The organism is Thalassospira profundimaris, assembly GCF_003326755.1.
GTDB classification, from domain to species: domain Bacteria; phylum Pseudomonadota; class Alphaproteobacteria; order Rhodospirillales; family Thalassospiraceae; genus Thalassospira; species Thalassospira profundimaris_B.
In genome coordinates this window covers 69143-85613 of record NZ_JPWH01000015.1, presented here as the reverse complement: position 1 = coordinate 85613, position 16471 = coordinate 69143, and the positions used below count along the sequence as shown (strand labels likewise).

The window sequence follows — 16471 nt, the reverse complement described above, 5'->3', positions numbered from 1 at the left end:
CGCCCGCAAGGGAACGGGGCCGGCATGGGAAAGACTGATCAGAGACCAGAGGTGATCCGGAGAGGCGCGCGGATGCTGCGCACCGCGCTCGGGCCGGCGATCGCCGGGTTTCTGGACGACCCCATGACCGTCGAGGTGATGCTCAACCCCGATGGGCGGCTCTGGGTCGACCGACTTTCCGAGGGGCTGGCCGACAGCGGCAAGATGCTGAGCGCAGCAGACGGCGAGCGCATCGTTCGACTGGTCGCGCACCATGTCGGCGTCGAAGTTCATAGCCTGTCCCCGCGCGTTTCCGCGGAACTGCCGGAAACCGGCGAGCGCTTCGAGGGGCTGTTGCCTCCCGTGGTCGCGGCGCCGACGTTCGCCATCCGCAAACCCGCCGTCGCCATCTTCACCCTCGAAGATTATGTCATCGCCGGAACCATGACCTTTATGCAGGCCGAGGCGCTGCGCCAGGCGGTTGCGACCCGTGCCAATATCCTGGTGGCGGGGGGTACCTCGACCGGCAAGACCACGCTGACCAATGCACTGCTCGCCGAGGTGGCCAAGACCTCCGATCGCGTCGTGATCATCGAGGACACCCGAGAGCTTCAATGCGCCGCGTCGAACCTCGTGGCGATGCGCACCAAGGACGGTGTTGCCAGCCTGTCCGATCTGGTCCGGTCCTCGCTGCGCCTGCGCCCCGATCGTATTCCGATCGGTGAGGTGCGTGGCGCCGAGGCGCTTGACCTGCTCAAAGCCTGGGGCACCGGCCATCCCGGCGGCATCGGCACCATCCATGCCGGTACCGGGATCGGCGCGCTGCGTCGTCTCGAGCAACTCATCCAGGAAGCCGTCGTCACTGTGCCGCGGGCCATGATCGCGGAGACCATCGATCTCGTGGCCGTCCTGGCCGGGCGCGGTTCCGCGCATCGTCTGGCCGAACTTGCCCGCGTCGAGGGCCTGGGGCCGGAGGGCGACTACCGGATTTCACCTTTCATTTCAGAACCCACCACTCACGAACCAGGAGACCTCGAATGATCCGTCACGCCCTGCGCATCCGCCAGCACATCGCCACCGCGGCCACCGCCACCTATGTCAGCCTGTTCATCGCCCCGGTCGCTCATGCCTCCGGTTCTTCCATGCCCTGGGAAGCGCCGCTGCAATCCATCCTCGACTCCGTCGAGGGGCCGGTGGCCAAGATCGTGGCGGTGATCATCATCATCGTCACCGGTCTGACACTGGCCTTCGGCGATACCGGCGGCGGATTCCGGCGCCTGATCCAGATCGTGTTCGGCATCTCCATCGCCTTTGCGGCCTCGTCCTTCTTCCTGAGCTTCTTCAGCTTTGGTGGCGGAGCGCTGATCTGATGGCGGTGAGTTTCGAGGTCCTCGACGCAGTTCCGGGGTTCAGCGTTCCGGTCCACCGCGCGCTGACCGAGCCGATCCTCCTCGGCGGCGCACCGCGCTCGGTTGCCATCCTGAATGGCACGCTCGCCGGTGCGGTCGGCCTCGGGCTTCAGCTCTGGCTGGTCGGAATCCTGATCTGGGCCGTTGGCCACATCGCAGCTGTCTGGGCGGCCAGGCGCGATCCGCTCTTCGTCGAGGTCGCGCGCCGCCATTTGCGCATTCCCGGTTATCTCTCGGTGTGAACCCCCATGATGAATCTTGCTGAATACCGCCGCACCGCCTCGCGCCTCGCCGACTACCTGCCCTGGGTGGCGCTGGTCGGGGAGGGCGTGGTCCTCAACAAGGACGGCTCGTTTCAGAGGACGGCGAAGTTTCGGGGGCCCGATCTCGACAGCGCCGTCGCGGCCGAACTGGTCGCGGTCGCCGGCCGGCTGAACAACGCTTTCCGTCGCCTCGGTTCCGGGTGGGCGATCTTTGTGGAAGCACAGCGCTCTGAGGCCGCGACCTATCCGGTGAGCACCTTCCCGGATGCGGCATCGGCGCTGGTCGATGCCGAGCGCAAGGCCGGTTTCGAGGAGGAGGGGAGCCATTTCGTCTCCGGCTATTTCCTGACGCTCCTCTGGCTTCCGCCTGCCGAGGACGCGGCGCGTTCGGAGTCCTGGCTCTACGAGGGCCGCGAGACCTCGGGTGTGAACCCTTGGGAACAGGTGCGCGGCTTCATCGACCGCGCCGATCGCGTGCTGGCGCTGCTCGACGGCTTCATGCCGGACTGCCACTGGCTCGATGACGCCGCTACGCTGACCTACCTGCATTCGACGATTTCGACCAACCGGCACAGCGTGCGCGTGCCCGAGGTGCCGGTCTATCTCGACGCGCTCTTGCCTGACCAGCCGCTGGCCGGCGGCCTGGAGCCGCGCCTGGGCAATCACCATCTCCGCGTCCTGACGATCACCGGCTATCCCGGCGCCACGACCCCGGGCCTGCTCGACGAGTTGAATCGGCTGGCCTTTCCCTATCGCTGGTCGACCCGGGCCATTCTCATGGACAAGCTGGACGCAACCAAGCTGCTGACGCGGATACGCCGTCAGTGGTTTGCCAAACGCAAGAGCATCGCCGCGATCCTCAAGGAGGTGATGACCAACGAGCAATCCGCGCTGGTTGATACAGACGCGGCGAACAAGGCCGCTGACGCAGATATGGCCTTGCAGGAACTCGGCGCGGATCTGGCTGGCATGGCCTATGTCACGGCCACGATCACTGTCTGGGACGAGGACGTCCGCCGCGCTGACGAGAAACTGCGGCTGGTCGAGAAGATCGTCCAGTCCCGCGATTTCACCGTCATGGTCGAGACGGTCAACGCCGTCGATGCCTGGCTCGGAAGTCTGCCCGGCCATGCCTATGCCAATGTCCGGCAGCCACCGATCAGCACATTGAATCTCGCCCATATGATCCCGCTCTCGGCGGTCTGGGCGGGGCCGGAACAGGATGAGTATTTCGGCGACGCTCCGTTGCTCTACGCCAGGACCGAAGGCTCCACCCCGTTCCGGTTTTCTCTCCATGTCGGGGATGTCGGTCACACCCTCGTCGTCGGCCCGACCGGCGCGGGAAAGTCCGTGCTGCTGGCACTGATGGCGCTTCAGTTCCGCCGGTATCCGCGCAGCCAGGTCTTCGCCTTCGACTTCGGCGGCTCGATCCGCGCCGCTTCGCTCGCCATGGGAGGCGACTGGCACGACCTCGGCGGAGAGCTGACCGAGGCGGACGAGAGTTCCGTCTCGCTACAGCCGCTGGCCCGCATTCACGAGACGTCGGAGCGCGCCTGGGCGGCCGACTGGATCGTCGCCATCCTGACGCGCGAGAACATCCAGATCACTCCGGATGTGAAGGAACATATCTGGACCGCGCTGACCTCGCTGGCCTCGGCCCCTGTGGGCGAGCGGACCATGACCGGCCTCGCGGTCCTGCTGCAGTCCAACGAACTGAAGCAGGCGCTTCGCGCATACTGCGTGGGTGGACCCTATGGCCGGCTGCTCGATGCCGAGACCGAACAGTTGGGATCGGCGGATGTGCAGGCTTTCGAGATCGAGGGGCTGGTGGGAACCGGCGCGGCGCCCGCCGTCCTTTCATACCTGTTCCACCGGATCGGTGATCGGCTTGATGGACGCCCCACGCTGCTCATCATCGACGAGGGCTGGCTGGCCCTTGATGACGATGCCTTCGCGGAGCAGCTCCGCGAATGGCTGAAGACGCTGAGAAAGAAGAATGCTTCGGTGATCTTCGCGACGCAGAGCCTCAGCGACATCGACGGCAGTTCCATCGCGCCGGCGATCATCGAAAGCTGCCCGACACGGCTCCTGCTGCCGAACGAGCGGGCGATCGAGCCGCAGATCACCGCTATCTATCGTCGCTTCGGCCTCAATGACCGGCAGATCGAGATCCTCGCGCGGGCCACGCCCAAGCGCGACTACTACTGTCAGTCGCGGCGTGGCAACCGGCTGTTCGAGCTGGGCCTCAGCGACGTCGGTCTGGCCCTCTGCGCGGCGTCGTCCAAATCGGCCCAGGCGCTGATTGCCGAGATCTGCGCCGGACACGGCCAAGACGGCTTCCTCGCCGCCTGGCTGAAGGCGCATGGCCTCGATTGGGCCGCCGAGCTGATCCCCGACCTCACCAATCTCACCATCGACGCGGACGGGGCCTTTCCGGCCACTGCTGTTGTTGAGGACGCCGACATCGACCTTGAAGAAGAGGAAGTCACACCATGACACGCAAGATTACGTTTCGGTTCGCCGGCCCGTCGCTGTTCGCCCTCGCGCTGGCGATGCCCATGGCCATGTCGCCCATCGCAGCGCCGCCCGCACACGCGCTCTTCGGCATCGGCGGGGGACCTTTCATCGTCTACGACCCGACCAACCACGCGGAAAATCTCCTGACCGCAGCGCGGGCTCTGGAGCAGATCAACAACCAGATCGCACAGCTCCAGAACGAAGCGCAGATGCTGATCAACCAGGCGCGCAATCTCGCCAACCTGCCGTATTCCGCGCTCCAGCAGATCCAGCAGAACGTCAGCCGCACGCAGCAGCTCCTGGCGCAGGCGCAGAACATCGCCTTCGACGTGCAGAGCATCGACCAGATGTTCCAGCAGGACTATGGCAACCTTTCCCTGACGGCGACCGACCAGCAACTGATCGCCGAAGCCCGGTCCCGTTGGGAGAACACCGTCGTTGGCCTGCAGGATGCCATGCGCGTGCAGGCCGGAGTCGTTGGCAATATCGAAGCCAATGGCGCCGAGATGTCCGCGCTCGTGGGGCAGAGCCAGAACGCGGTCGGTGCTCTGCAGGCCACGCAGGCGGGCAACCAGCTCCTCGCGCTGCAATCGCAGCAGCTCTCAGATCTGATCGCGGTGATCTCGGCAAACGGCCGCGCCAACGCGCTGACTGAGGCCGAGCGCGCCACCGCTGCTGAACAGGGCCGCATCCAGCGCGAGCGCTTCCTGACGCCGGGCTCGGGCTACCAGCCAGGCAACGCGCAAATGTTCAACTGAGGCCGGGAGGGGAGACGATGGAGGGGAAGGTGCTGGCCCGGATCGCGGCCATCGTATTCGTAGCGATCGCGATCACAGCCACGGTGATCGAGATGACACGCGAGGAAGCTCCCGTGTCGGCCAGCAGTGCGCCCGCGCTCCAGCCGTCTGCCGATCCTCTCCGCGCGACGCTGCGCCGGTGCCAGCAGCTTGGCGAGGCCGCTTCCAGCGATGCCGATTGCCTCGCCGCCTGGGCTGAGAACCGTGACCGGTTCCTCGGTCGGACGCCTGCATCTGACGCGCCGCAGCATTCGGGAGATCACTGAGCCATGGGTGGAACCGGCGTCATCGACAACTTTCTGGGCATCTTCACCAGCTACATCGACAGCGGGTTTGGGCTGCTTGGCGGCGAGGTCGCCTTCATCGCCACCACGCTGATCGTCATCGACGTGACGCTGGCGGCCCTGTTCTGGGCCTGGGGCGCCGATGACGACATCATCGCCCGGCTGGTGAAGAAGACGCTCTTTGCCGGGGTCTTCGCCTATATCATCTCCAACTGGAACAACCTCGCCCGGATCGTCTTCGAGAGCTTCGCGGGCCTCGGTCTGATGGCCTCGGGCACCGGGTTTTCCGCCGCAGATCTTCTGCGCCCTGGCCGCGTGGCCCAGACCGGGCTAGAGGCCGGGCGACCGCTGCTCGAAAGCATCTCCGATCTGATGGGCTGGGTCGCGGTCTTTGAGAATCTCGTCCAGATCCTCTGCCTGTTCTTCGCCTGGGCGCTGGTGATCCTCGCCTTCTTCATCCTCGCGGTGCAGCTCTTCGTTACCCTGATCGAGTTCAAACTCACGACCCTCGCGGGCTTCGTGCTGATCCCCTTCGGCCTCTTCGGCAAGACCGCCTTCATGGCCGAGCGCGTGCTGGGCAACGTCATTTCGTCCGGCATCAAGGTTCTGGTCCTCGCCGTGATCATCGGCATCGGATCGACGCTCTTCGGCCAGTTCACCGCAGGTTTCGGCGGCGTGACGCCGACCATCGATGACGCCATGGCGATTGTTCTGGCCGCCCTGTCTCTGCTGGGCCTCGGAATCTTCGGCCCCGGCATCGCCTCAGGTCTGGTGTCCGGCGGGCCCCAACTCAGCGCGGGGGCGGCCATAGGCACCGGCCTTGCCGCTGGTGGCGCTGCGATCGGGGCCGGAGGGGCAACCATGCTCGCAGCACGCGGAGCTGGATCTGCACTCTCCGGAGGCGCCGCCCTGGCACGTGGCGGCGCCTCCGCGGCGGGTGCTGCCTCGAGCGCCTACACGCTTGGCTCGATGGGCGGAGGTGGTCTCCCCGGCGGGATGGCTGGTGTGGCGCGCGCCGGGGCCGCTGCCGCGGCATCACCGCTCAAGAAGGCGTCCTCTCGCGCGGCTGGCGGGATCCAGTCCAGCTACGCCGAGGGCGTCAAGGGCGGTGTTGCGGCGACGGGCGGAACCACCTCGATGGGCACGGTCGGCAGCGCGGCATCCGAGCCTGGCAGCTCCGGCCCGTCCTTCGCCGATGGCCCGCCAGCCTGGGCGAAGCGCATGCGCCATAGCCACGCCGTGAGCCATGGCGTGCGCGCTGCGGCCCATGCCGTCCGGTCGGGCGACAGCCACGGCTCGGGCTCCTCCGTCAATCTCTCCGAAAGGGATCGCTCATGAACCTCTTCAGGCGCTCCGCCACCCATTATGGCAAGACACCTCAGCCAGAGACGCCCTATCAGAGGGCCGCGCAGGTCTGGGACGAGCGTATCGGCTCCGCCCGCGTCCAGGCCCGCAACTGGCGCTACATGGCCTTCGCCAGCCTGATCCTAGCGGCGGGCTTTGCTGGCGCCCTGGTCTGGCAATCTGCGCGTGGTACCGTCGTACCCTGGGTCGTTCAGGTCGACGCGCTCGGCGAGGCCCAGGCTGTCGCGCCGGCCTCGGCCGACTACGAGCCCACCGATCCGCAGATCGCCTTCCATCTTGGCCGTTTCATCGAACAGGTTCGTTCCATCCCCGCTGACCCGATCATCGTGCGGCAAAACTGGCTGCGCGCCTATGAGTTCACTACGGACCGTGGCGCGGCAGCACTTAACGACTTCGCCCGCGCCAACGACCCGTTCACCCGCGTCGGTCGCCAACAGATCGCTGTCGAGGTGTCCTCTGTCATCCGGGCCTCACCGGGATCGTTCCGCGTCGCCTGGACCGAGCGCCACTACGAGAACGGCCAGCTTTCCACGACCGAGCGATGGACCGCGATCCTGACCGTCTTGATCCAGACCCCGCGCAGCGCCGAGCGCCTGCGCGCCAATCCCCTCGGAATCTATGTCAATGCGATCTCCTGGTCGCGGGAGATGGGCCAATGACTGAACAGCATCTTCATGCAACCAGGTCTCCGGACATCAGGACGCCGATGTTGGTGGCCTTGTTGCTTTCCGCATCCATGCTGGCGGGGTGCGCCAGTAACCCGGTACCGGAATTCAGCTACGACGAGTCCGTGCCGCCGTTGCCCACTCCACCTGTCTCGGTCACCGAGAAACGCCCTCGGCCGCTGCATACGCCGCCCGTCTGGATAGTGGCGCATGGCGGAGCGGCGGCAGGCACACCGACCGGACGTATCGAAAACGCCAATGCCGCCGCCCGGGTCGAGCCGCGCCGCGAGGGCTACTACAATGCGATCCAGATCTACCCTTGGTCGGAAGGCGCGCTCTATCAGGTCTATGCCGCTCCCGGTCAGATCACCAACATTGCACTCGAGCCAGGCGAACGTCTGACCGGCGCGGGTCCGATCGCTGCGGGGGATACCACGCGCTGGATCATCGGCGACACGGAGAGCGGGTCCGGATCCACTGCCCGCGTCCACATCCTCGTCAAACCGACGCGGGACGACATCTCGACCAACCTGGTAATCAGCACTGACAGGCGGGTGTATACGATCGAGCTGCGTGCACGCGAGGCGCTCTACATGCCCTCGGTTGCCTGGGCCTATCCGGCAGCGCCTCGTGGTGGGCGACAGGCTGTGGCAACCGCGCCGACCATTCCGGCGCCCTCTGCCCGCAATCATCGCTACGGCTTGCAGATCCAGGGGGAAAGCCCGCCCTGGCGCCCGGTTTCTGTCTTCGACGACGGCCGCCGCGTCTATGTCGTTTTCCCGGCTGGTATCGCCCAGGGCGAGATGCCGCCGCTCTTCGTGCTCGGCGCCGACGGAGAACCACAGATCGTCAACAGCCGCATTCACCGGAACGTGCTGATCGTGGATCGCCTCTTCGGTGCGGCGGAGCTCCGGCTGGGGGCAGGAGACCGCCAGCAGGTGGTCCGGATCGTGCGCATGGAGGAGCGCGAGGCGGATGCGCGGGCGGAGGGGGATGCGCGAAAGGGAGGGGCGTCATGAGTGACACCGATCCCGCGGCTCCGATGCGTCTGCGTCCCGATCCGCCCCGCGTGACCAGACTGTCGCGCAAGGTTCTGGCCGGTGTCGGAGCGGTCGCGCTGTTGGGAATCGGGGGGGCGCTGATCTATGCGCTCCAGACCCGTGAGGCTGGGCCGGGAGGTGGAGAACTCTATTCCATAGACAACCGACCGGCAGCGGACGGCCTGGAAGGGCTGCCGTCCGACTATACCGGCCCGGTTCTGGGACCCGCACTGCCCGGTGACCTCGGGCGACCGATCCTCGATGCGCAGGAGCGCGGAGTGCCCGTGACCCCTCCGCCGATTGTGGGCCCGACCGTCGATCCGGAAGCGGAGCGCCGCAGGGCAGAGGAGGAAACCGCGCGTCTGAGCGGTGTCTTTTTCCAGACGGCATCTGGCAGGGCGACGACGGCCGGGGTCGGCGTGAACCTTCCGGGTCTGGGCGGCACCGAACAACCCGAGGGCAGCCGGCATACTTCTTTCCTCAACGGTCCGGTGGACCGGCAAACCGTCGCATCGGATCGCATTCAGCCGCCAGCCTCGCCGTACATCCTTCAGGCCGGAGCGGTGATACCCGCCGCGCTTGTCACCGGCATTCGCTCCGATCTCCCGGGGCAGATCACCGCGCAGGTCACCGAGAATGTCTATGACAGCCCGACCGGATCGCTGCTGCTGATCCCACAAGGAACCCGCATCATCGGCCAATACGATGACGGTGTGACGTTCGGCCAACGCCGCGTGCTGCTGGTCTGGAACCGCCTGATCCTTCCCGGAGGCCGGTCCATCGTTCTCGAACGTCTGCCGGGCGCGGATGCGAGCGGCTATGCCGGCCTCGAGGATGGCGTCGACTACCACTGGTGGGATCTTATGCGCGCAGCGGGTCTGTCCACGCTGCTCGCGATCGGCGCGGACCTCGCCACCGATGACGAAGACCGCCTGGTCCAGGCGATCCGCGATGGCGCGGTGGACACGATCAACCAGGCCGGACAGCAGATCGTCCAGCGTCAGTTGCAGGTCGCGCCGACACTGACCATTCGCCCGGGGTTCCCGGTCAGGATCATCGTCACCCGCGATCTGGTATTCGAACCGGCAGGAGGTTGATCATGTCGAAACTGAAGCTTGGGCCGCTGCCCGATGACAAGCCGGTGAAGGTGACAGTGGAATTGCCCGCGACCGTTCATCGCGATCTTGTCGTCTATGCCGAGGTGCTGGGACGGGAGACGGGGCAACCTGTTGCCGATCCTGTCCGGCTGATCGTTCCCATGCTCGAAAGGTTTATGGCAACGGATCGCGGCTTCGCAAAAGCACGTCGCTCGCCCCAATCTGCGAAGCCGCTTGCCTAAGCTTCGCGGCCTTGGCAGATGCCGCCTTTGCCATGGAGAGCAACCTGCGGAACGAGGGATTGTCGTTCGCCGGAGACCAGACCGCCGAAAATGGAAGCATCTCGCCGGCGATGGGCCGGTATGTGATGCCTGGAAGCGCGGCCACTGTCATGGCCTCGCTTACCAGCGTAAGGCCCTGGCCGATCGCCACCAGAGGCAACAGATTGTCCCGGCCGACCGATTGAACCTGGATTTCGGGATGCCGGCCGAGGTCCGCCAACTCCCGCACCAGATGGTCATGGATCTCCTGGCCCGGCGCAGCTTCGCTGACGATGAAGGGCTCATCGGCGAGGTCTCTCCACATCACCTCGTCCAAAGCCGCCAGGGGGTGGAGATCGGGCAGCACAACGAAAACCCGCTCGGACCACAGAGGCGCCCGGTCGCATCCGGGCCATTCCCGGTCGCCGGTCAGGAAGGCGACGTCGAGGCGGAACTGGCGGATGGCCGCGACGTGTTCGGCAGGATTGCCATCGATCAGTTCGATCCTGACGTCTTTATGAGACCGACCATAGCTTGCCAGCAGCTTTGCCAAAAAGCCCGAAGCGATGGACGAATAGATGCCGATCCGCACTCGTCCCTGCTCGGATCGTCCTGCGGCGGCAACTTCGTGAGCGCCTTCGTCTATCGTCTTGATAGCCCGACGCGCGCGATGAAGGAAACGCTGCCCCGCAAAGGTCTGCGATACGCCCCATGCGTGCCGGTGAAAGAGTGACGCGCCCATCCTGTCTTCGAGGTCGGCGATGCAACGGCTGATTGCCGATTGCGATAAACCTAACGAACTCCCTGCCTTTCGGAAGCTGCCATGTTCGGCAGCGGCTATGAAGTAGCGAAGGTGACGAAACTCGATGGAGTCAGGGAACTTGGCGGTCTCCTTCATCCGAGGGCCGCCGTCCGGATCATATGCTCACGGACCATAGGCAAGCCAATTGTCCCTCTCCGATTGTCGAGCATTCACGCGATGACGAGATGTATCGCGCGTAGCGGGTCACAGCCAGATTATACGACATTTGAACACATAAACAACTGTTCAATATTTGTATGGAGACGGGAGATGATCGAGAGAGGCGATGCCACCGCCAGTCCATCATGCCGGGGTCTTAAAACGAGCCCGTGGCGCTTGAGGATCGCGGTCTTGGCATGTCGGATGCTTGCGGCTTACAACAGTGGCAAGGTCAAGCAGATAGTTTCTGAACTTTGCCTCTTGACCTTCCAACGGTGGAAAGCCCCATTTCCCAGAGGACTCAAATCAAGGAGCCCTCCATGTATCTCTTCACCGTTCCCAACATGACATGCGGCAGTTGCGCCAAGTCGGTAACCAAGGCGCTGCAAAGCGTTGATGCCGCCGCGAAGATCGAGACTGATCCGCCCAAGCGTGAGGTCCGTGTTGAATCATCCGCGACCGAGGCGGACCTGCGTGCCGTTCTCACCGAAGCGGGCTATCCGGCCGAAGGCGCCGCGGCGGCCGCCTGATGCTACCTCCTGCCTACTGATCGCGAGCGCCAAGCCGCTACCGAAGGTGTCCCCAGGTTCATAGCAGTGTCAAAATGGGCAGTCCTTGGACTGCCCATTTTGTTTTCGAGGATGAGCCAGATCTTCAACGTCGAAGGTGTCAGCATTGCTCTGTACGCGGTCACTGCCCATCGGCTCTAGAGGCTCCGGGCAGATGGCAAAAAAATCGCGCAGCCGGTTGACAGACATATACTTGAACACCTATTCAATTGTTGACTTGATGTAATCGGAAACGAGCAATGGCAAACTCATCACACTCCCACAGCGACCATGACGGTCACGACCACTCCAAGCACGACCATAGCCACGGTGGCAGCCACGATCATGACCACTCGCATGTCCCGACAGTCACGAAGGACAACGAGCGCAAGATCCTCATTTCGTTCTTCATCATCTTCACTTTCATGATCGTGGAGGCCGTCGGCGGCGTGATCTCGGGCTCGCTCGCGCTGCTTGCCGATTCCGGCCACATGCTGACCGACGCAATTGCGCTCGGCCTCGCCTATGTCGCCTTCCGCCTCGGCCGCCGCGCCGCCGACAGCCAGCGCACCTTTGGCTATGCCCGCTTCGAGGTAATCGCCGGCCTGGTCAACGCCCTTACACTGTTCGGCATCGTCGGCTTCATCGTCTATGAAGCTATCGAACGGTTCCGGGAACCCCAGCCGGTCCTCGCTGGCTCGATGTTCGTCGTTGCCATTATCGGCATGCTCGTGAATCTCTTCGTGCTTTGGTATCTGACGCGCGGAGATTCCGAGCACGTCAACGTCAAGGGCGCCATCCTGCACGTCATGGGCGACCTGCTCGGCTCGGTCGGCGCGATCGTTGCAGCTATCGTGATCTGGTATACGGGCTGGACCCCCATCGACCCCATCCTGTCGGTCTTCGTGTCCCTGCTGATCCTGCGCAGCGCATGGAGCCTGCTCAAGAACACCTTGCACATCCTGCTCGAAGGCGCACCTGTTAACGCCGGAAGCACCCAGATCTCCGAACATCTGCTCAAGACCGTTCCGGGGCTTCAGAAAGTCAGCCATATCCATGTCTGGTCGCTGACCTCCGGTCGTGTGCTGGCGACGCTTCAGGTGCAGCCGACGGAAGATGCCGATATTCGGGGTGTCTGCAAGCAGGTCGAGCATGAGTTGAAGAGGAAGTTCAGCATCGAACACCCGACGATCGGCATCGACTGGGACGGTATGGCCAGTTGCAGCCTGGAGGAGCCGAACACCGCAGCGCTCTCCCATGCGGGTCATTCGCACTGACCGGCTCCACTTGAGGGAAGGGTTCATTCGAAAGATCGGAAAGGTAACGACGTGAATACGGCAGAACCTATCTCATCGCAGGATCTGAACTTTCTGGCCGAGGCCTTCCGCCTGCAGGGATCACCCAGCAGGCGGAAGATTCTCCTGCATTGCGAAGACAGTCCGAAGTCAGTGACCGATATTTCCGAGGCGCTGGAGCTATCCCAGTCACTCGCTAGCCATCACCTGCGTCTTCTCCGTGGAGCGCGGCTGGTGACGCGCGTTCGCCATTCGAAGCAGATGTTCTATGAGGTCACAGACAGGCATGTCGGTGACATCCTGCTCGACATGCTTTCCCATGCGCGTGAGGAAAGACGGAACGATCCGCAAAGCGACGGCATTGCTCGCCACTCATGAGTCCTGAATTTTCCCGCAACACCACGAAGCCGAAGCGCCTGCTTGCGGCAATGTTTGCTACCTCTCGATAGCCGTGCTGCCAAGATCGGCTCGTTACAGGTCGGCCAGACATGAGGCATTTGTCTGCCGGTGCCCTCGACGCCTACAGCCGGCTTCGGATGCTCTCCATCTGGTCAATCTCCTCGCGCTGCGCCCCGATGATTGCCTCGCACAGCGTCTTCAGTTCTGGGTCAGCGAGCTTCGCCTCACGGCACATCAGGATCGCCCCGGAATGATGCGGGATCATCGAGTCGATGAACTGGCCGTCATCAATCAGTGCCTGGCTTCGGGTCGCCCAGAAGGAACCGGCCGTCAGGAGGGCGAAGACGACATAAAGGACAATATTCACGCTGGGGTTCGGAAACATGCCCGGCATCGTCGCTAACATGAAGATGCCCATCGGTGCCCACATGGTTATCGCCATGTAGAGCATGTTCAGATTGTTCCGGAAGTCGCCCCAACCGTCGATCATCGAAAACATCACGACATACATGACGACGAGGCCAAGGATCATGTTGATCCAGAACATCAGATAGGGACGGCCATGGGAGCCGTGGCTATTCCCCGAATGCCCCCCATGAGCCGTGTGGCCGCTCGCCATTTGATCGTCCTTTCGCGGTTGTCAGTGTCCAATGCCCATCGGCTTGAAGATCATCCAGACCGCCATGCTGATCATCATGAGGTTCTCGGTGAGCGACACGAAGCCGAGCGGCACATTGCTGTCGCCGCCAACGCAGGCGCATTTCAGCTCGCGCTTGTCGATATAGACCGCCTTGAACACCGAGACGGCGCCGATGCCACCGATGAACAGCGCGACGGGGATCGACACCCACATCAGCGCGCCGGCCATCATCAGGACACCGGCGAGTGCCTCCGCGAAGGGATAGATGTAGGCATATCGGACCCATCGCTGCGCCAGAAGGTCGTAGTTCAGGAACATGGTAGCGAAGCCTTCCACGTCCTTCAGCTTCTGAAGGGCAAGAAGGCACATCGCGATGGCGATGAACCATTCGGCGGCCTGGACCGTTGCGAGGTTTCCGAACGCCGCCCAGCTCGCGGCCAGCGCCATCAGCGCGGCCATCGCGAACAGCGCGATCACCGGCTTGTAGGTGACGGCATCCTTGTCCTTGACCTCGCCGCCGAAGAACCGGACGAGATCGTCATACCCGCCGATCCGCTTCCCGCCGATAAACGTCTGCGGCGTCGATTGAACATTATGCTTTGCCTTGAAGGCGTCCGTTTCGGCGCGGGTCGTCAGATGGTGATCGTCGACCTCGTAGCCTCCGCGCTTGAGCAGATCGAGCGCCTTAAGCCCGTAAGGACAGGTATGGTTTTCCATCACCATTCGATGAAGCTCGGCGCGTTTGGCAGCATGGGTCGCCATTGTCTGATCCCTTCGATCTATAGTTTCGCCTTTGCGAACACCTCGACCAACTCGTTGAACTTAGCCCGCTGAAGGTCGGCATCGCCCGAGGCGATCGCCTCCTCGACGCAACAGGCGGCATGCGATCGCAACACCTGGTTCTCCACCTTCGACAAGGCGGCTTTGACCGCGTGGATCTGGTTGAGAATGTCGATGCAGTATCGCTCGTCCTCGACCATCTGACCGACACCGCGGACCTGGCCGGCGATCCGGTTGAGCGACGCAATGATCTGCTTCGAGTTTTTATTGCACATCCATCTACCCCTACCCGGTATGGGTATATATACGTTTGAGGAAAGGTTTCGTTCCCGCAAAACCCAAGAGTTTTGCCGGCCTGTCAGCATCGAAGCAAATAATTGTGGGAGTTCCGATGGACGATACTGCAACTGTCCGGCGCAACATCACCGTGCTGACCGCCGCGCAGGCGCTCGGAGGATCGAGCGCGCCGATCGTCATGTCGCTCGGCGGCCTGGTCGGCCAGCAGCTTGCCGACAACCCCGCATGGGTGACGCTGCCGGTCAGTCTCTTCGGTCTCGGGCTTGCAATCGGCACGCTGCCGGCCGCATTCGTCATGCGCGCCTGGGGACGCCGGGGCGGTTACCTGTTCGGTGCTTTATTCGGCGTCGCGGCGGGTCTCATTGCCGCGCTTGGCATCTTCGCGACATCGTTCCTGCTGTTCTGCGTCGGCTGCTTTACCGCCGGTCTCTATGGCTCCTACGTCCAAAGCTATCGCTTCGCCGCTGCCGACGCTGCCGAGGGCGCTTTGAAGGCAAGAGCAATCTCCGAGGTGATGGTCGGCGGGCTCATTGCCGCCGTCATCGGTCCGCAACTCGTCATCTGGACACGCGATTCCTTCCCCAGCACGCCCTATGTAGGCAGCTTCCTCAGCCAGGCGGCGCTTCCGCTACTCTCCATTCCCATTCTCCTGATGCTGCGCACGCTGAAATCGGCTTCGCAGTCGGCGTTGGAAAGCTCGGGCAGATCCCTAATGGAGATACTCCTGATGCCCCGCTACATGCTGGCGGTCGCGGCCGGCGTCGTCTCCTACGGTCTCATGGCTTTCGTCATGACGGCCTCACCGATCGCGATGGTCAACACCGGCCATTCGGTCGACAGCGCCGCGCTGGGAATCCAGTGGCATCTTCTGGCGATGTTCGCGCCGAGTTTCGTTACTGGACGTCTCATGACGCGCTTCGGCAAGGAGCGTGTGACGGCGGCAGGGATGCTGCTCATCGCTGTCTCGGCCGTGGTCGCGCTGGCGGGGCTTGAGCTGATCAATTTCTGGGGGTCTCTCGCTATCATGGGGATCGGCTGGAACTTCAGCTTCATCGGAGCGACGGCGATGGTCACCGACTGCCACACCCCCGGCGAGCGTGCCAAGGCACAGGGCGCGAACGACTTCATGGTGTTCGGCGCGACCGCCGCCGTCTCGTTTCTGGCAGGCAGCGTCCTGCACAGCTCGGGCTGGGCGACGATCAACTGGTTGCTGTTTCCTCCGGTCGCCCTGATCCTCGTGCCTTTGCTCTGGCAGGCGGCGCGTAAGCCGCAAGACTGAACCCAATGTCCCCGCCGTTGCCTTCGGCTGGAACATTGCAGAGTTAAAACCGCACTCAGCGCCTTCGCGGTCGAAGGGCGGAGGATGCGGTTATTGCAGCGAGCGACTAACCGCGCCGGAACGAGGCCGGATCGAAAGATCCTCGTTGTCCTGGTCGGTTTCAAGGCGCTGGAGGATCGGGCAATGCGGGCGATGGTCCCCATGGCAGGCATTCACCAGCATGGTGAGCGTGTGGGCCATGTCTTGCAGAACCACGATCTTCTTCTCCAGCGCGTCGATATGGCCTTGGGCCAGGCGCTTCACTTCCGCGCTCTGCCGCGTCTCGTCGCGCCAGAGGTTCAGCAAGTCGCCGATTTCGGCCACCGAAAAACCGAGGTCGCGCGCGCGGCGGATGAAGCGCAGCATGTGGACGTCGGTATCCGAATAGTCGCGGTAGCCGGAGTCCGTCCGGTCGGCGGCCGGGATGAGGCCGGTCTGCTCGTAGTAGCGGATCATCTTGGCCGAAACGCCTGATGCCTTTGCTGCCTGTCCGATGTTCATCATCAATCTCCCGTATGGTGCGACAGCCGACCCTTCATATAGGGTCGGCTGTCTGG

At 63.6% G+C, this 16471-nt stretch carries 20 protein-coding genes; 15 read left to right on the top strand and 5 right to left on the bottom strand.

Annotated elements, in window-relative coordinates:
- The first annotated feature begins 72 nt into the window (after nt 1-72).
- The 11 genes from trbB to TH25_RS16855 are packed head-to-tail and all read left to right on the top strand — an operon-like array spanning nt 73 to nt 9658.
- A complete protein-coding gene (trbB, locus tag TH25_RS16905; protein WP_404969428.1) occupies nt 73-1020 on the top strand; it encodes a P-type conjugative transfer ATPase TrbB in 948 nt (315 codons plus the stop codon).
- Nucleotides 1017-1349, top strand: coding sequence for a TrbC/VirB2 family type IV secretion system protein (locus tag TH25_RS16900; RefSeq protein WP_064790337.1), 333 nt, complete (start codon nt 1017-1019; stop codon nt 1347-1349). Before trbB ends, TH25_RS16900 begins: the two co-directional genes overlap by 4 nt.
- On the top strand, nt 1349-1630 hold the full coding sequence (locus TH25_RS16895; protein ID WP_064790338.1) for a VirB3 family type IV secretion system protein: 282 nt from the start codon (nt 1349-1351) through the stop codon (nt 1628-1630). Before TH25_RS16900 ends, TH25_RS16895 begins: the two co-directional genes overlap by 1 nt.
- A 6-nt stretch (nt 1631-1636) precedes the next feature.
- The gene (gene trbE / locus TH25_RS16890) at nt 1637-4147 is read left to right on the top strand and encodes a conjugal transfer protein TrbE (protein WP_064790339.1); all 2511 of its coding nucleotides are present in this window, start codon (nt 1637-1639) and stop codon (nt 4145-4147) included.
- The gene (trbJ, locus tag TH25_RS16885; RefSeq protein ID WP_064790340.1) at nt 4144-4926 is read left to right on the top strand and encodes a P-type conjugative transfer protein TrbJ; all 783 of its coding nucleotides are present in this window, start codon (nt 4144-4146) and stop codon (nt 4924-4926) included. Before trbE ends, trbJ begins: the two co-directional genes overlap by 4 nt.
- Before the next feature lie 17 nt (nt 4927-4943).
- Nucleotides 4944-5231: a putative entry exclusion protein TrbK-alt gene (gene trbK-alt / locus TH25_RS16880; protein WP_064790341.1), complete on the top strand. Its 288-nt coding sequence runs from the start codon at nt 4944-4946 to the stop codon at nt 5229-5231.
- Nucleotides 5232-5234: 3 nt separating this feature from the next.
- The gene (gene trbL / locus TH25_RS16875) at nt 5235-6587 is read left to right on the top strand and encodes a P-type conjugative transfer protein TrbL (RefSeq protein WP_114089511.1); all 1353 of its coding nucleotides are present in this window, start codon (nt 5235-5237) and stop codon (nt 6585-6587) included.
- On the top strand, nt 6584-7273 hold the full coding sequence (trbF, locus tag TH25_RS16870; protein WP_064790343.1) for a conjugal transfer protein TrbF: 690 nt from the start codon (nt 6584-6586) through the stop codon (nt 7271-7273). The genes trbL and trbF overlap by 4 nt, the downstream gene beginning before the upstream one ends.
- Entirely contained in the window at nt 7270-8298 is a 1029-nt protein-coding gene (trbG, locus tag TH25_RS16865) for a P-type conjugative transfer protein TrbG (RefSeq protein WP_064790344.1), read from the top strand. Before trbF ends, trbG begins: the two co-directional genes overlap by 4 nt.
- Nucleotides 8295-9416, top strand: coding sequence for a TraB/TrbI/VirB10 family type IV secretion system protein (locus TH25_RS16860; RefSeq protein WP_064790345.1), 1122 nt, complete (start codon nt 8295-8297; stop codon nt 9414-9416). The genes trbG and TH25_RS16860 overlap by 4 nt, the downstream gene beginning before the upstream one ends.
- A 2-nt stretch (nt 9417-9418) precedes the next feature.
- A complete protein-coding gene (locus tag TH25_RS16855) occupies nt 9419-9658 on the top strand; it encodes a DUF2274 domain-containing protein (RefSeq protein ID WP_064790346.1) in 240 nt (79 codons plus the stop codon).
- Here the strand turns inward: TH25_RS16855 and TH25_RS16850 are convergent.
- Complete coding sequence (locus tag TH25_RS16850) at nt 9591-10574, bottom strand: LysR family transcriptional regulator (RefSeq protein WP_114089510.1); 984 nt, start codon at nt 10572-10574, stop codon at nt 9591-9593. The genes TH25_RS16855 and TH25_RS16850 overlap by 68 nt on opposite strands.
- Before the next feature lie 383 nt (nt 10575-10957).
- On the opposite strand from TH25_RS16850, the gene TH25_RS16845 reads away from it, so the two are divergent.
- The 3 genes from TH25_RS16845 to TH25_RS16835 all read left to right on the top strand — a co-directional run bounded on the left by TH25_RS16845 (nt 10958) and on the right by TH25_RS16835 (nt 12858).
- Nucleotides 10958-11167: a heavy-metal-associated domain-containing protein gene (locus tag TH25_RS16845; RefSeq protein WP_064790348.1), complete on the top strand. Its 210-nt coding sequence runs from the start codon at nt 10958-10960 to the stop codon at nt 11165-11167.
- Between the two features lie 278 nt (nt 11168-11445).
- Nucleotides 11446-12462, top strand: coding sequence for a cation diffusion facilitator family transporter (locus tag TH25_RS16840; protein WP_064790349.1), 1017 nt, complete (start codon nt 11446-11448; stop codon nt 12460-12462).
- A gap of 51 nt (nt 12463-12513) precedes the next feature.
- On the top strand, nt 12514-12858 hold the full coding sequence (locus tag TH25_RS16835) for an ArsR/SmtB family transcription factor (protein ID WP_258549194.1): 345 nt from the start codon (nt 12514-12516) through the stop codon (nt 12856-12858).
- A 142-nt stretch (nt 12859-13000) separates the two neighbouring features.
- Here the strand turns inward: TH25_RS16835 and TH25_RS16830 are convergent, their stop codons facing one another.
- From TH25_RS16830 to TH25_RS16820, 3 genes are read right to left on the bottom strand one after another with little or no spacing between them, the layout of a single operon-like run.
- Nucleotides 13001-13498 carry a DUF305 domain-containing protein gene (locus tag TH25_RS16830; protein ID WP_064790836.1) on the bottom strand — a complete coding sequence of 166 codons (498 nt, stop codon included), beginning with the start codon at nt 13496-13498 and terminating at the stop codon, nt 13001-13003.
- Between the two features lie 21 nt (nt 13499-13519).
- Nucleotides 13520-14281: a MauE/DoxX family redox-associated membrane protein gene (locus TH25_RS16825; RefSeq protein ID WP_064790835.1), complete on the bottom strand. Its 762-nt coding sequence runs from the start codon at nt 14279-14281 to the stop codon at nt 13520-13522.
- Nucleotides 14282-14298: 17 nt separating this feature from the next.
- A complete protein-coding gene (locus TH25_RS16820) occupies nt 14299-14574 on the bottom strand; it encodes a metal-sensitive transcriptional regulator (protein ID WP_064790834.1) in 276 nt (91 codons plus the stop codon).
- 116 nt (nt 14575-14690) lie between these two features.
- Here TH25_RS16820 and TH25_RS16815 point away from each other — a divergent pair, with 116 nt between their 5' ends.
- Nucleotides 14691-15875 carry an MFS transporter gene (locus tag TH25_RS16815; protein WP_064790833.1) on the top strand — a complete coding sequence of 395 codons (1185 nt, stop codon included), beginning with the start codon at nt 14691-14693 and terminating at the stop codon, nt 15873-15875.
- 90 nt (nt 15876-15965) lie between these two features.
- On the opposite strand, the gene cueR is transcribed toward TH25_RS16815, so the two are convergent.
- The gene (cueR, locus tag TH25_RS16810; RefSeq protein ID WP_473243028.1) at nt 15966-16418 is read right to left on the bottom strand and encodes a Cu(I)-responsive transcriptional regulator; all 453 of its coding nucleotides are present in this window, start codon (nt 16416-16418) and stop codon (nt 15966-15968) included.
- Between the last annotated feature and the right edge of the window lie 53 nt (nt 16419-16471).

What these genes read in the sequence shown, in the direction of transcription:
- TH25_RS16900 (WP_064790337.1), top strand. Translation starts at nt 1,017, where the DNA reads ATGATCCGTCACGCCCTGCGCATCCGCCAGCACATCGCCACCGCGGCC.
- TH25_RS16815 (WP_064790833.1), top strand. Translation starts at nt 14,691, where the DNA reads ATGGACGATACTGCAACTGTCCGGCGCAACATCACCGTGCTGACCGCC.
- TH25_RS16830 (WP_064790836.1), bottom strand. Translation starts at nt 13,498, where the DNA reads ATGGCGAGCGGCCACACGGCTCATGGGGGGCATTCGGGGAATAGCCAC.
- cueR (WP_473243028.1), bottom strand. Translation starts at nt 16,418, where the DNA reads ATGATGAACATCGGACAGGCAGCAAAGGCATCAGGCGTTTCGGCCAAG.
- trbJ (WP_064790340.1), top strand. Translation starts at nt 4,144, where the DNA reads ATGACACGCAAGATTACGTTTCGGTTCGCCGGCCCGTCGCTGTTCGCC.
- TH25_RS16860 (WP_064790345.1), top strand. Translation starts at nt 8,295, where the DNA reads ATGAGTGACACCGATCCCGCGGCTCCGATGCGTCTGCGTCCCGATCCG.
- trbB (WP_404969428.1), top strand. Translation starts at nt 73, where the DNA reads ATGCTGCGCACCGCGCTCGGGCCGGCGATCGCCGGGTTTCTGGACGAC.
- TH25_RS16895 (WP_064790338.1), top strand. Translation starts at nt 1,349, where the DNA reads ATGGCGGTGAGTTTCGAGGTCCTCGACGCAGTTCCGGGGTTCAGCGTT.
- trbL (WP_114089511.1), top strand. Translation starts at nt 5,235, where the DNA reads ATGGGTGGAACCGGCGTCATCGACAACTTTCTGGGCATCTTCACCAGC.
- TH25_RS16820 (WP_064790834.1), bottom strand. Translation starts at nt 14,574, where the DNA reads ATGTGCAATAAAAACTCGAAGCAGATCATTGCGTCGCTCAACCGGATC.
- TH25_RS16850 (WP_114089510.1), bottom strand. Translation starts at nt 10,574, where the DNA reads ATGAAGGAGACCGCCAAGTTCCCTGACTCCATCGAGTTTCGTCACCTT.
- TH25_RS16845 (WP_064790348.1), top strand. Translation starts at nt 10,958, where the DNA reads ATGTATCTCTTCACCGTTCCCAACATGACATGCGGCAGTTGCGCCAAG.
- trbF (WP_064790343.1), top strand. Translation starts at nt 6,584, where the DNA reads ATGAACCTCTTCAGGCGCTCCGCCACCCATTATGGCAAGACACCTCAG.
- TH25_RS16855 (WP_064790346.1), top strand. Translation starts at nt 9,419, where the DNA reads ATGTCGAAACTGAAGCTTGGGCCGCTGCCCGATGACAAGCCGGTGAAG.
- trbK-alt (WP_064790341.1), top strand. Translation starts at nt 4,944, where the DNA reads ATGGAGGGGAAGGTGCTGGCCCGGATCGCGGCCATCGTATTCGTAGCG.
- trbE (WP_064790339.1), top strand. Translation starts at nt 1,637, where the DNA reads ATGATGAATCTTGCTGAATACCGCCGCACCGCCTCGCGCCTCGCCGAC.
- TH25_RS16825 (WP_064790835.1), bottom strand. Translation starts at nt 14,281, where the DNA reads ATGGCGACCCATGCTGCCAAACGCGCCGAGCTTCATCGAATGGTGATG.
- trbG (WP_064790344.1), top strand. Translation starts at nt 7,270, where the DNA reads ATGACTGAACAGCATCTTCATGCAACCAGGTCTCCGGACATCAGGACG.
- TH25_RS16840 (WP_064790349.1), top strand. Translation starts at nt 11,446, where the DNA reads ATGGCAAACTCATCACACTCCCACAGCGACCATGACGGTCACGACCAC.